An 11,648-nucleotide genomic window follows, 5' to 3' on the forward strand; every position below is an offset into this window, starting at 1 on the left:
GGTGAGGTACGCGATGTTCGAGCCCCGCAGGTCACGCAGCCCGTAGACCAGCTCCGCCAGCCCGGTGTTGGTCAGCGAGTCGTCGACGCCGACGTGCTGGGTCACCGAGTTCACGAGGTCGTAGGCCTTGGTGGGACTGGACAGGGTGCCCGAGGACAGCGCGGAGCTCACCAGGGCGCGGAGCGCGTTCTGCTCACGGCGCACCCGGTCGAAGTCCCCGCCCGGCAGGCTCTTGCGCTCGCGGACGTAGACCAGCGCCTGGGCGCCGTCGAGGTGCTGCGGACCCGCGGGGACCACGACGCCGTCGCGCTCGGTCTGGGTCCCGACGTTGACGTCGATGCCGCCCGCGGCGTCGGTCATCTGCTGGAAGCCCGCGAAGTCGATGACCGCGAAGTGGTCGATGCGTACGTGCGTCAGCTGCTCGATCGTCTGGATGGCCAGTGGCGGGCCGCCGAACGAGAACGCCGCGTTGATCTTGTTCATGCCGTGCCCGGGGATGTTCACCCAGGAGTCCCGCGGGATCGAGATGACGCTCGCGCTCTTCCCGTCGTCGGCGATCGTCGCGACCATGATGACGTCGCTGCGCTGGGCACCGAACACGAAGTCCGGCGCCGTCGCGTCGCGCCCGGTGGTCGCGTCGGTCGACCGGGAGTCGGTGCCGACGAGCAGGAAGGTCTGCCCGGCCTTGGCCGCCGGTCGGCTGGAGGGGTCGATGCCGGCGAACACCGCCGGGTACCGGCCGACCTGGTCGCCGAGCTGGTTGGTCAGCAGCACCACCCCGGCCGCGGCGAGCAGGACGAGGATGAGCACCCCGATGAGCACGTAGAGCAGCCCACGCATCCCCCGGCGCCTCCGGGCGGAGCTCGGCTCCGGCGGCTGGTCGTCGGTGTGCAGCAGATTCTCGACGCTCATCGTGGTCGTTCCCGCCCGTTCTCGTCCCCCGGCTCCCCGGCAACAGCCGAGTCGTGACAGCCTGTCGTACACGACAGGTCCGTCGTTACCGGAAGTGACCCGTTCAGTCGAATTGGGGACGTCCGACGGCGGCCGGACGGCAGCGGGTGATCCGCTCATCGTGCCGCGGCGACCGCTGCGCGGACCCCGAAGTCCACACGATCCGGGCTGCTCCTACAGTCGTCCGGGTGACGACGTCCCACCCGGCGCACGAGGTCCCCGGTCCCCTGGTTCCCGGGCGGGTCGACGCCCCGGACGGCGGGACCCTCGCCCGCGTCCTCGACGGCCTGCGCGATCTCGATCTGCCGGAGCAGCCCGCCGCGCCCGCGACGGCCGGTCCGGCCGGCTCCGCGGACGCCGCTCCGGGCGTCCCGCTGCCCGCCGCCGTTCCGAGCGAAGGGCCCCTTCGGTCGACTCGTTCTGAGCGAGGGGCCCCTTCGGTCGAGTAGACCGGCCGAAGGCGCCCACCGTCAGAACGACCGGGCACGACCGCCGGCACCGACCGGCGGGCTGGCACCGGGCGCGCCCCACGGGGACAGTGGTTCCAGGGCCCCACCCGCCCGACCCCACCCGTGAGGAGGACGCCGTGACGATCCCGCCGTCCGACCCGGGCCGTCGCCCGAGCTCCGGGCTCGACCCGATGCCCGGCCACCGGCCGCGGCAACCGTCCCTGGGCAGCCCGCCCGACGACGTGCCGCCCCTCGAGCTGCCCGACGACGTCCCGGACCCGACCGCGCCCGGCGTCCCCACCCGGGACCCGGAGGTCCCGACGCCGGGGCGCACCGTCGTCGTCGCGACCGGCCGCGACGATCAGCGGCGCCACGTCGTCGACGTCGCCTGGGGCGAGTTCGGCGATCCGACGGGGCTGCGCGCGCGCTGCGGTGCCGCCGTCGAGGGGATCGTGCCGGGCCTGCGCGCGGAGCAGGCGGACTGCCCCGGGTGCCGGACGTAGAGATCCGCCACATCTCGTTCGCCTGCCTAACCATCCGGGTACGTCGGAGGCATGCGCAGCGACGACGACCAGTGGACGATCACCGAGAGCGTGGGGGTGACCGCGCTCGGCGTGGCCAGCGCCCGGGCGATGGAGACCCGCAGGCCCGACGGGCTCGTCGAGGACCCGCACGCGGCTTCGTTCGTCGACGCGGTGCGGGACGAAGTCGACCTGCCCACCGAGGTCGACCCCCGCGCGGACCCCTCCGACGTCGCGTCCGGCGTGATGTCGACCTACGTCGGGGTGCGCTCGCGCTGGTTCGACGAGCACCTGCTCGACGCCGCGCGTGACGGCACCGACCAGGTCGTCATCCTCGCCTCCGGGCTCGATACCCGGCCCCAGCGACTCGACTGGCCGTCCGGGACCACGGTCTTCGAGATCGATCAGGCCGACGTCGTGGACTTCAAGGACCGGATCCTGACCGAGACCGAGGGTTCGCCGGAGCCGGCAGGCGGGGTGCGGCGCGTCGCGCTCCGCGTGGATCTGCGTGACGACTGGCCCGCGGCCCTGCACGAAGCAGGCCTCGACCCGGCCCGCCCGACGGCGTGGCTCGCCGAGGGTCTGTTGCCCTACCTCCCCGCGCAGGCCGAGGTCGACCTGTTCGACCGCGTCGTCGAGCTCTCCGCACCCGGGAGCCGGATCGCCGTGGAGCACTTCGGCGACGCCGTGAAGAACCTCGACGACGACGAGCTCATGGCCACCTCGTCGCGGAACTTCGGCGTGGACGTCCGCGAGCTCTTCTTCTCCGACGAGCGCCCGGACCCGCGGGAGCGGCTGCGCGCCCGGGGATGGACCGTGGACGAGCAGTCCTCCGCGGACGCGGCCCGGAGCTACGGCCGCCCGCTCGAGGGTCCCGCGGAGGCTGCCTTCGCCCGGTCGGTCTTCTTCGAGGCTCGGCACCCCTGACCCCGGGCGCTCCAGGCCCCTCAGCCCGGGGTCGGGCTGCCGACCCGCTTGACGAACAGCAGCCGGTCCCCGCGCTCGAGGGCGTCCACGGCGGGCGCGTCGATCTGGTGCACCTGCCCGGCGCGGACGACGCCGAGCACGATCTCGCGCAGGTGCCGGGGCGAGCCGCCCACCTCGGACTCGGTCACGTCGCGCTCGGAGAGGCTCATGCCCGCGTCGGGCGTGAGGAGGTCCTCGACGACGGCGACCACGTTCGGGGTCGTCGTGGCCATCCCGAGCAGCCGTCCGGCGGTCTCCGCGGACACCACCACCGAGTCGGCCCCGGACTGGCGCAGCAGGTGGACGTTCTCGGTCTCGCGCACGGCGGCGGTGATCGTGATGCCGGGGGCGAGCTCGCGGGCGGTGAGAGTGACAAGCACCGCGGTGTCGTCCCGGTTCACGGCCACGACGAGCGACGCCGCGTGGACGAGCCCGGCCGTGCGCAGCACCGAGGACTGCGTCCCGTCCCCCCGCACCGTCACGAGCCCCATGGCCGAGGCCGCGTCCAGCCTGCCGCGGTCGGTGTCGACGACGACGATGCGCTCCGGCATCGCGTCGTCGCTCAGGAGTGTGTCGACGGCGGCCTTGCCCTTGGTGCCGAAACCGACCACCACGATGTGGTCTCGCACGCGGGACCTCCAACGTCGGATGCGGAACGCCTGGCGGGAGCGCTCGGTGAGCAGCTCGACGGTGGTGCCGACCAGGACGATGAGGAACAGCACGCGTAGTGGCGTGATCGCGAGGATCGTCCACAGTCGCGCGGTCTCGGTCACCGGCACGATATCGCCGTAGCCGGTGGTCGAGAGGGACACGGTCGCGTAGTAGAGGGCGTCGATGAAGCCGATCGGGGTCCCGTTGGAGTCCCCGTACGCATCGCGCTGCACGTAGACGAGCAGGCCCGCCGCGACGAGCGCCCCGACGGCGATCGCCGCGCGCCGAGCCAGCGCCACGAGCGGCCCGATGCGCCGGTCGGGCATCACCACCGCGGCCGCGGCGCCGTCCGTCGGGTCGCGCGCCGCGTCGTGACCCCGGGGCCCGGGACCCCTGGTCAGCTCCACGGGCGGCAGCGTAGCGGCGCCTCGCCCGACCACCCGTGCGGTGGGAGTACTCGCGCGATCGAGTGAACATTCAACGAGGCATGTCAGGAGTCCCGCGCCTCCGAGTCACTCCAGGTGACGGTAGCGGGAGGGACCACCTCTCCCGAGCACAGAGAGTAGATCTCTGGATCACTCGGTGTGATACCGCGAGGAGAGGAGCCGTCATGGGTGATCGGTTCGCCTGCCACGCCGTGGTCGGACCCGAGCACGAGGCGTGGGTCGGGCCGCACGCACCCGGCCCCGACGTCGTGGAGCACGACTGGATCGACGTGGTCGCGGCCCTGGACGACTGCGACGGCTACGTCGTCCTCATGATCGACCCGCAGACCGCGGAGGTGGACGCCAACGGTCCCTACGGGGGGCCCGACGCGGCGGTGGCGGCGGAGTCGCTCCGGAGCTCGCTGGACTCCGAGGGGCTCGACGACGTCCTGGTGCGCATCGTCCGACTGCACCTGCCGTCCCGCGCCGCCTGAGACCCGAACGGCCCAACCGTCTCCCCCGGCGAGGCGCACCGCACCGGGAAGGCGAAACGTTCCGGCCCCGGGGGACGACGTCCCGGGCATGGGTGACCACGCACGACACCACCTGCCCGCGCAGGGCGGCCGCGACGCCGCGAGCGAGCAGCGCCTCGAGGCGGCCGCGCGGACGCGGCACCTCGTCGCCGGCCTCGTGCCGGTCCAGCGCTGCGCCCCCACCGTGCTGCCCCGCCCCCGCTGAGCCCCGACGCGGCCCGATCCCCGGCTCGATCGTGACGTGGCCCACCACGATGTGCACCGGACGGGCGGCATCCGGCCCTGCAGCGGCGCGGAGCCTTCCCCGGCGCCCCGCCGCCGGGTAGAACGGCTGGTCGTCGGTACCGGAGTGATCGCAGTGACCCCTGTGGCCTGCGCCGCGACCGGTCCGCGCAACAACGGAGGCAGTAGGGGCGGAGGGACGCGATGACCGCGACGGGGCGGTGGCGCGCGCATCTCGACGGTGCCCGGTGGAGCACCACGTCACGGCGGCGCGGCCACACGGACGATCCCGCAGCGCCCGACGCCGCGGGCCTGCCTCGGCTGCACGACGTCGACCTCGCCGACCTGGGTGTCCACCCCCCGCTCCCGTCCCCCGCGTTCGAGCGCGACGCCGACCACCGGATCGAGGCCGCCGTGGGCGGTGACGCCGCCGTGGTGATCGTCGTGGGTCCGCGCCTCGGGGGCAGCACCCACGCCCTGGCGCGCGCCGCACGGCTGCTGCTCGGCGACCACCGTGTGGTCCGCCCCGATCCTGCCGCCCTCGCGGGGTCCGCCCCGCTGACCGGCCCGGCCGACCCCGCCCTGGTCGCCGCCCTCGCGGACCCCGCCGACGGGGCCGACGGGGCCGGGGTCGTCGTCTGGCTGGACGCCGTCGGGCCCGCGCTGCTGGCGGCGTTGCACCGCGCCCGCCCACCGGAGGGCGTTCGCGTCCTCGCCACCGCGGACGCGGCGCTGCTGGACCCCGACATCACGCCGGGCGAGGCGGGGCCCGGGGTGACCCTCGTGCGCCTGCCCGACGGGCTCTCCCCGACCGAGGTCACCCGGGCCCGGCCCACGGTGGCGACCGCCGCCCTCGGCGCGCGGGTCGGCGACCTGCTCGTCGACCGGGCACCGGCCCGCGCGATGCTCGTGCCGGGGGCCGACGAACCCGGTCGGATGTGGCGCCCCGCCCGACTCGGCGACGCCCGGACCGGCGCGTCCGCCCGCGCCGCCGTCCTGCGCGCCGCGGTCGACTGGGAGCGCCTCGGGGTGCCGCACGCCCTGCCCACGCCGCTGCTCGCCCGGCTCGCCCTCGCCTACGCCCGGGACGGCGTCGGGAGTGAGGACGACCCCGACGCGCTGCCGGGCGTCGACGACCTCGGTCGCGCCGTCGAGGCCCTGGTGGCGGAGCGGTCGCGGCGCTCGGGGGCCCCGGTGCTGCGCCGCCTGCGACTGGCCGACGGCGTGCACCACGTCCCCGCCGGCCTGCTCACGGCCGCCGCCGACGACCTGGGAGTCGACGGCTGGACCCCGCCCGCGCGGTTCGGGGAGATCGTCGGCGACGTGCTCGACGCCCCGGAGGCGCGCGGGCGGCGCCGCAGCGTCGGGAGGCTCGCCCTCGCGCGCGGGTTCGACGACCTCGCGGCCGTGCTGCTGCGGCCACCACCGGACCGCGCCGCGCCGCGGTCGACGGCGTCGGCCGAGCTCTACCGACTGGGCATCGCGTCGTTGCAGGCGGGGCGGGCCGCCGAGGCACGCCGCTGGTTCGCGGCCGTCCTCGAGGGCACCCCCGACGACGGATCGGCGCGGGCGTTCCGGGCCCGGGCGGCCTTCTGGCTCGGGCTGGACCGCGACGCCGACCCGGCGCAGCGCAGGCAGCACCTCGAACTGGTGGTCCGCGACGGCCCGCCGCGCGACGCCTCCGACGCCGCCCTGCTGCTCGCCGGCCTCGAGCGCGACGCGGGACGGTTCGACGCCCAGCGCGGCTGCCTGCGCGCGGCGGTCTCCTCGGCCCGCCGGGCGGGCGACTCCACCCGGGAGGCCGAGGCCTCCCTCGACCTCGCCCACCTCGACCGGAACAGCGGACGCACCGACGAGGCGCGGACCGGCTACACGCGGGTCCTCGAGCTGGTCGACGCGGACACCCCGACGGCGACGGCCGCGTCGCGCGCCGTCGTGGAGCTGGACGCGGACGAGAACGACGGCGACGCGGGGACCCCCGACGAGCGGGACCCCGACCGGGAGATCCCCGGCGGGTTCGTGCCCGAGGCCGTCCCCGAGCAGCGCCAGGACGAGGCGGAGCCCTCGCGGCCGGACGGCCCCCGCGCCTCGCTCTGAGACCGGATCAGACGTTCGCCTGCCGCACCGCGTCGGCCGCGCGCCGCGGGGCGGGCAACAGCGCCGACACCGGCAGCGGCACGAAGACCGACCCGCCCAGCAGGCCCCGGCCGGTGCCCGCGGTCGCGAGCAGCGCGTCCCGGGCACGGAGCGGGAGCGCGGCGACGTCGGGCGCCCCGACGGCGGCGAGCTCGTCGAGGATCCGCTGCGGCCACGACCGCGACGAGCCGCCGGCCACGGGCACCCCGCCGCGCGCGGCGGCACACCGGGCTCCGAGGTCGGCGAGCGCACCGGCGGGGACCGCCCCACGGGCGGCGTCGAGGAACGCCGACCCGAGGTGGTCGTGCAGGACCGCCACGTTGTGCGCGGTGGCCGGGAACCCGGCCCGGGCGAGCATCATCGGCGCGAACCCCGGGGAGAGACGCGGCGCGGTGGACGGCGACGCCGACCCGGTCCGCAGCACGGCTCCGAGGGCGACGACCGCGAGTGCGGCCAGTACGACGGTGGTGACGACGATCCCCATGGCGGGCTCCCCTGAACGTCCTCCGGGAGCGCAGGCATCGGCCTCCCGGCCCGCGCCTGGAGACGACCCGGATGGCCGCCACTCCCTGTGACCTGACTCTCGTCGATCGAGACCTCACCGTTACGAGTCCTCGGTTTCGACACCCGGACGGACTAGTCGAGCAGGCTGATCACCCCACTGGGTGTCGCGGCCAGGTGTCGTGACGGATCGGGATGTCATCGACCGCAACCCGCGCGTCTGTCACCCGTTCGAGGTGGCTACGGAGCGAGTTCCTCCCCTATCTTGAGTGCGCACCGCGAGCGACGGGCCATGTCGGCCCGGGAGAAGCACCGGTGCCGGCCGAGCCGCGTGGACGCGATCGGCCGGGGGGATCTCTTCGCCTCCCGCCCACCCCGCTTGGAGGAGTCCGCATGTCGTTCACCGGGAACGTCGTCTTCGCCGCCGGCTCGTCCGCGGCGGCCTGGCTCGCCGCCCCGCTGGTCAGCGCCGCGATGCGCGGCACGACCGACCAGCGCACCCTCGCCGCGTGGAAGGACGAGACGGGGCCCATCCCGCTCCCGCGCCTCGACGGGTACGACGACGACGGGTACGCCGCCCCCGCACGGCACGCCTGATCCGCCGGGTCGTCCGGCCGGGGCCGACCACCCGGTCGGATCGCCCCGGGTGGGGGTCGGCACTCGACCGACCGTCACCGATCGGCGGAACCAGTTCGGGCCCGCAACGGGCGATGGACGGGGTGAAGGCAATCGCCCGCCCAGCCCAGGACGTGATCTGCGATGTTCCGGAGCACCGCGCACCGCGCGACCCCGCAGCCGACCCACGCCGACGACCGCGCGACGCCGCGCGGCAGGCACCACCGCGCCGTCCGGGACCGCGAGGACCGCGCGCGTCAGGATGCCGTCGAGCGGGCCCGTCGTCGCACCAGTCAGGTCGGCGCCTACGAGGCCGTCTCCGGCCCGATCCCGACCGCGGTTCCGGCCCGGCGCAGCACCCCGACCCGGGTCGAGCCTGCCGCGCCGTCGCGGATCGACAACGTCGCCGCCCGCCGCGACCCGCTCACCCGACCGTTCCCGTCGGCTCCGCGCCTCCCCGGGGCGCGACGCGCCTCCGACCGCCCGCTGCAGGTCCCGGTCGGCGCCGGCGGACGATCGAGAGCCGAAGCCCGGTCCTGAGCCCGGCCGCGGGCCCTGGGCCGCCCGTGTGATCCGTGGCGGTCCGGGACCCGGTCCGCATCCTCGGGCGCCGGGCCGGGCACCCGGGTTTCGTGACCGATCCGGAAGACCCCCGTCCCGACGACGAGAGCGATGAGGCCCCCGCCTTCGACATCGACCTGGAGCCCGAGGACCAGGGTTCGGCCGAGGCCGCCGAGGAGGCGACGGGCTGATCCCCTACTTCTTCTCCCGCCACGCCCGCTCGAAGGGCAGCCGCCACGCGTTCGGCGCCACCAGCTGGTGGATCGCGTTCGGGCCCCAGGAGCCCTGCGGGTAGGGCTTGACCGGCGGCGGGTCGGCGAGCAGCGGCTGCGAACGGTCCCAGAGCGACTCGATGCCCTCGGCCGTGGTGAACAGTGTGTGGTCCCCGCGCATGGCGTCGAGGATCAGCCGCTCGTAGGCCTCGAGGACGTCCGACGCCTCGCCGATCTCCTGGGTGGAGAACTGCATCGAGAGCTTCTGCAGCCGCATCCCCGGCCCGGGGCGCTTGCCGTAGAACGACAGCGACACCCGCGAGGAGTCGGCGAGGTCGAACGTCAGATGGTCCGGGCCCTGGGTGCCGACGCCCGAGCCCTGCGGGAACATCGTGCGCGGCGCCTCCTTGAAGGCGATCGAGATGATCCGCTGGCCCTCCGCCAACCGCTTCCCGGTCCGGAGGTAGAACGGCACCCCGGCCCAGCGCCAGTTGTCCAGTCCGGCCCGCAGCGCGATGAAGGTCTCGGTGTCCGAGTCGCGGGCCACGCCCGGCTCGTCGCGGTAGCCGCCGTACTGGCCGCGGACGACGTCGCTCGGGTGGATCGGCAGCAGCGAGCGGAAGACCTTGTTCTTCTCCTCGCTGATCGACCGGGGCTCGAGGGCCGTCGGCGGTTCCATGGCGACGAACGCCATGACCTGCATGAGATGGGTGACGACCATGTCCTTGTAGGCCCCGGTCGCCTCGTAGAAGCTCGCCCGCTGGTCGAGCCCGAGCTCCTCGGGGATGTCGATCTGGATGTGGTCGATGAAGTTGCGGTTCCAGATCGGCTCGAACAGCCCGTTCGCGAACCGGAACGCGAGGACGTTCTGCGCCGCCTCCTTGCCCAGGAAGTGGTCGATGCGGAAGATCTGGGACTCGTCGAAGACCCGGTGCACGAAGTCGTTGAGCTGGATCGCGCTCTCGAGGTCGTAGCCGAACGGCTTCTCCATGATCACCCGGGCGCCGGTGTCGAGGTCGGCGTCGCGCAGCATCTCGACCACCGCCTGCGCGGCCTTCGGCGGCACCGAGAGGTAGTGCAGCAGGCGGGCGCCCTCGCCCAGCTGGGACGCGGCCTCCTTCACCGCCGACGCGAGCGCCTCGGGGCCCTCGCCCTGACCGACGTAGCTCAGCTTGGCGGCGAAGTCCTCCCAGTCGGACTCGGCGAGCCGGTGCATCCCGAAGTTCTGCACCGCGTCGTGCACCAGGGTGCGGAACTCATCGGCCGACAGGTCCTCCATCGCGGAACCGACGACGCGGATGTCGGGGGCCAGCTCGGACTCGCTGAGGTACGCGAGGCCGGGGAGCAGTTTGCGCTTCGCCAGGTCACCCGTGCAGCCGAACAGCACGATGACGTGCGGGGCGATGGGGTCGAGATCCCGGCGGTACGGGCGCGAGCCGGGTCCGGGGTAGGCGATGTCGGGATTGTCGTGCCGGGCCGGGTCGGACATCAGGAGCTCCTCGCACGGGGTCCGTAGGACGCTGGAGCGACCGTAGCCCCGGCGTGTGGCCGGCGTGTGTCGAGGAGTGGATCCCCGGGCCTCACCGGATCCAGGCGGGGTGGACGCGGGGGACGAGCGCGAGCGCGTCGAACTCCTGGTCCGGTACCACCGGTGTGCGCCCGCGCAGCTGCCGGGAGTCGACCACCGACCGCAGGCGACGGGTCGTGGTCGGGGCGCCGGCCCAGCGCGCCACCGGGCCGCCGTCGTCCTGGGCGCCCCGCAGGTCGACCAGCCGCTCGCCGTCGTCGCCGAGCGCCGTACCGAGGTCCGACTCGAGGGAGTCGGGCAGGCGCGGCAGCCGGTTCGTGGTCGGCCGGGGGCGTACCGCTCCGAGCAACCGGCGGCGTACCGCCGAGGCGCTGCCCTCCCCGAACAGCCCGGCGACCGCGTAGTAGGCCTCGCCGAGGTCCGCGCGCAGGTACCGTCCGGCCGTCGTCGGGTCGCCGACGCGGATCTGGTCGTCGTGGCCCCAGAACACCACCGCGGGCGTGCCCTCGACCCCGTCGGCCGCCCGCTCGACGGCCTCCGCGACGAGGCGCGCCCGCAGGACCGACGCGCTCCCGGACGGCAGCGCCTCCGCCTGCGCCTCGCCGTCCGGGGCGGGCACGCGCGGCGCGCACGCCACTTCCGCGATGCGCGCGAGGATCCGCGCGTGGCGGCACGCCTCGGCGTACCGGTCCGGGGAGCTCTGCGCGACGAGCCCGGTCTCGTCGGCGACCATCCGCCCGTGGAGGCCGACGACGTCGTCGCGTACCCGGGCGGGCACCGCGCGGGCGTCGGGGTCGCGATCGAGGAGCTCGGCGAGGCTCTCGCGGGCGTCGGGCAGCAGCTCCGGGGCCGTGGCCCGCAGGTACGCCGCGAGGGCCTTCACCGACGCCGCACCCCGCACCGGATCGGCACCGACGACACGGACCCGGTCCGCCGGGGGACGCATCTCGTTGTGGTCGCGCAGCCACGAGACGAGGTCGACCACCTCGCGGGTGTCGTACTCCCAGCCGCCGAGCGAGGCGACGGCCTCGCCGGGCGCCCCGATCCCCCGGACGGCCTCGTCGACGACGGTCGCCCCGGCCTCGCTCGCCCCCAGGACGACGACCCGCGCACCCAGGTCCTCGACCGCGTACTCGACCAGATGGCGGCCCATCGCGAGCAGCTCGCGCGCGCCGTGCGCGGCGGCGCCGACCCCGAGCACACGCACGCCCGCCAGGGCGGGGCGCCACGGCGACAGGCCGAGGGCGTCGACCGACATCGCGCACTTCGCCAGCTCGTCCGCGACCTCGTCGTCCATGCGGCGACCCTACGACCATCCCCGCCCACGGCCGGGTCGCCCACCGCCGCGCCGTCCGGCGACGCCCTGCACCGCGACGC

12 protein-coding genes are annotated in these 11,648 nt (G+C 75.0%); 7 read left to right on the forward strand and 5 right to left on the reverse strand.

Going from position 1 to position 11,648, the window contains the following annotated elements; all coding sequences use genetic code 11:
• A partial coding sequence (locus VGI02_RS19250; protein ID WP_331629804.1) for an LCP family protein occupies positions 1–912 on the reverse strand: 912 nt, incomplete at its 3' end.
• 625 nt (positions 913–1,537) lie between these two features.
• Here VGI02_RS19250 and VGI02_RS19255 point away from each other — a divergent pair.
• Complete coding sequence (locus VGI02_RS19255) at positions 1,538–1,903, forward strand: hypothetical protein (RefSeq protein WP_331629806.1); 366 nt, start codon at positions 1,538–1,540, stop codon at positions 1,901–1,903.
• 51 nt (positions 1,904–1,954) lie between these two features.
• Complete coding sequence (locus VGI02_RS19260) at positions 1,955–2,848, forward strand: SAM-dependent methyltransferase (protein ID WP_331629808.1); 894 nt, start codon at positions 1,955–1,957, stop codon at positions 2,846–2,848.
• A 20-nt stretch (positions 2,849–2,868) separates the two neighbouring features.
• On the opposite strand, the gene VGI02_RS19265 is transcribed toward VGI02_RS19260, so the two are convergent.
• Complete coding sequence (locus VGI02_RS19265) at positions 2,869–3,864, reverse strand: potassium channel family protein (RefSeq protein ID WP_331629879.1); 996 nt, start codon at positions 3,862–3,864, stop codon at positions 2,869–2,871.
• Positions 3,865–4,148: 284 nt separating this feature from the next.
• Between VGI02_RS19265 and VGI02_RS19270 the strand changes: the two genes are divergently transcribed.
• The 3 genes from VGI02_RS19270 to VGI02_RS19280 all read left to right on the forward strand — a co-directional run bounded on the left by VGI02_RS19270 (position 4,149) and on the right by VGI02_RS19280 (position 6,815).
• Positions 4,149–4,457 carry a hypothetical protein gene (locus tag VGI02_RS19270; RefSeq protein ID WP_331629810.1) on the forward strand — a complete coding sequence of 103 codons (309 nt, stop codon included), beginning with the start codon at positions 4,149–4,151 and terminating at the stop codon, positions 4,455–4,457.
• 88 nt (positions 4,458–4,545) lie between these two features.
• Positions 4,546–4,701, forward strand: coding sequence for a hypothetical protein (locus tag VGI02_RS19275; protein WP_331629812.1), 156 nt, complete (start codon positions 4,546–4,548; stop codon positions 4,699–4,701).
• A 221-nt stretch (positions 4,702–4,922) separates the two neighbouring features.
• Positions 4,923–6,815: a tetratricopeptide repeat protein gene (locus VGI02_RS19280; protein ID WP_331629814.1), complete on the forward strand. Its 1,893-nt coding sequence runs from the start codon at positions 4,923–4,925 to the stop codon at positions 6,813–6,815.
• 7 nt (positions 6,816–6,822) lie between these two features.
• Here the strand turns inward: VGI02_RS19280 and VGI02_RS19285 are convergent, their stop codons facing one another.
• Entirely contained in the window at positions 6,823–7,338 is a 516-nt protein-coding gene (locus VGI02_RS19285) for a hypothetical protein (RefSeq protein WP_331629816.1), read from the reverse strand.
• Positions 7,339–7,748: 410 nt separating this feature from the next.
• Between VGI02_RS19285 and VGI02_RS19290 the strand changes: the two genes are divergently transcribed.
• The gene (locus tag VGI02_RS19290; protein WP_331629818.1) at positions 7,749–7,952 is read left to right on the forward strand and encodes a hypothetical protein; all 204 of its coding nucleotides are present in this window, start codon (positions 7,749–7,751) and stop codon (positions 7,950–7,952) included.
• A gap of 162 nt (positions 7,953–8,114) precedes the next feature.
• Complete coding sequence (locus VGI02_RS19295) at positions 8,115–8,510, forward strand: hypothetical protein (protein ID WP_331629820.1); 396 nt, start codon at positions 8,115–8,117, stop codon at positions 8,508–8,510.
• A gap of 216 nt (positions 8,511–8,726) precedes the next feature.
• On the opposite strand, the gene zwf is transcribed toward VGI02_RS19295, so the two are convergent.
• Together zwf and VGI02_RS19305 are read right to left on the reverse strand one after the other, a co-directional pair.
• Positions 8,727–10,232 carry a glucose-6-phosphate dehydrogenase gene (zwf, locus tag VGI02_RS19300; protein ID WP_331629822.1) on the reverse strand — a complete coding sequence of 502 codons (1,506 nt, stop codon included), beginning with the start codon at positions 10,230–10,232 and terminating at the stop codon, positions 8,727–8,729.
• Positions 10,233–10,323: 91 nt separating this feature from the next.
• Positions 10,324–11,568: an erythromycin esterase family protein gene (locus VGI02_RS19305; protein WP_331629824.1), complete on the reverse strand. Its 1,245-nt coding sequence runs from the start codon at positions 11,566–11,568 to the stop codon at positions 10,324–10,326.
• Positions 11,569–11,648: the final 80 nt, after the last annotated feature.

This window comes from Actinomycetospora sp. (genome assembly GCF_036497245.1).
Lineage (GTDB): Bacteria > Actinomycetota > Actinomycetes > Mycobacteriales > Pseudonocardiaceae > Actinomycetospora.

What these genes read in the sequence shown, in the direction of transcription:
- VGI02_RS19285 (WP_331629816.1), bottom strand. Translation starts at nt 7,338, where the DNA reads ATGGGGATCGTCGTCACCACCGTCGTACTGGCCGCACTCGCGGTCGTC.
- VGI02_RS19280 (WP_331629814.1), top strand. Translation starts at nt 4,923, where the DNA reads ATGACCGCGACGGGGCGGTGGCGCGCGCATCTCGACGGTGCCCGGTGG.
- VGI02_RS19275 (WP_331629812.1), top strand. Translation starts at nt 4,546, where the DNA reads ATGGGTGACCACGCACGACACCACCTGCCCGCGCAGGGCGGCCGCGAC.
- VGI02_RS19295 (WP_331629820.1), top strand. Translation starts at nt 8,115, where the DNA reads ATGTTCCGGAGCACCGCGCACCGCGCGACCCCGCAGCCGACCCACGCC.
- VGI02_RS19270 (WP_331629810.1), top strand. Translation starts at nt 4,149, where the DNA reads ATGGGTGATCGGTTCGCCTGCCACGCCGTGGTCGGACCCGAGCACGAG.
- VGI02_RS19290 (WP_331629818.1), top strand. Translation starts at nt 7,749, where the DNA reads ATGTCGTTCACCGGGAACGTCGTCTTCGCCGCCGGCTCGTCCGCGGCG.
- VGI02_RS19305 (WP_331629824.1), bottom strand. Translation starts at nt 11,568, where the DNA reads ATGGACGACGAGGTCGCGGACGAGCTGGCGAAGTGCGCGATGTCGGTC.
- VGI02_RS19265 (WP_331629879.1), bottom strand. Translation starts at nt 3,864, where the DNA reads ATGCCCGACCGGCGCATCGGGCCGCTCGTGGCGCTGGCTCGGCGCGCG.
- VGI02_RS19260 (WP_331629808.1), top strand. Translation starts at nt 1,955, where the DNA reads ATGCGCAGCGACGACGACCAGTGGACGATCACCGAGAGCGTGGGGGTG.
- zwf (WP_331629822.1), bottom strand. Translation starts at nt 10,232, where the DNA reads ATGTCCGACCCGGCCCGGCACGACAATCCCGACATCGCCTACCCCGGA.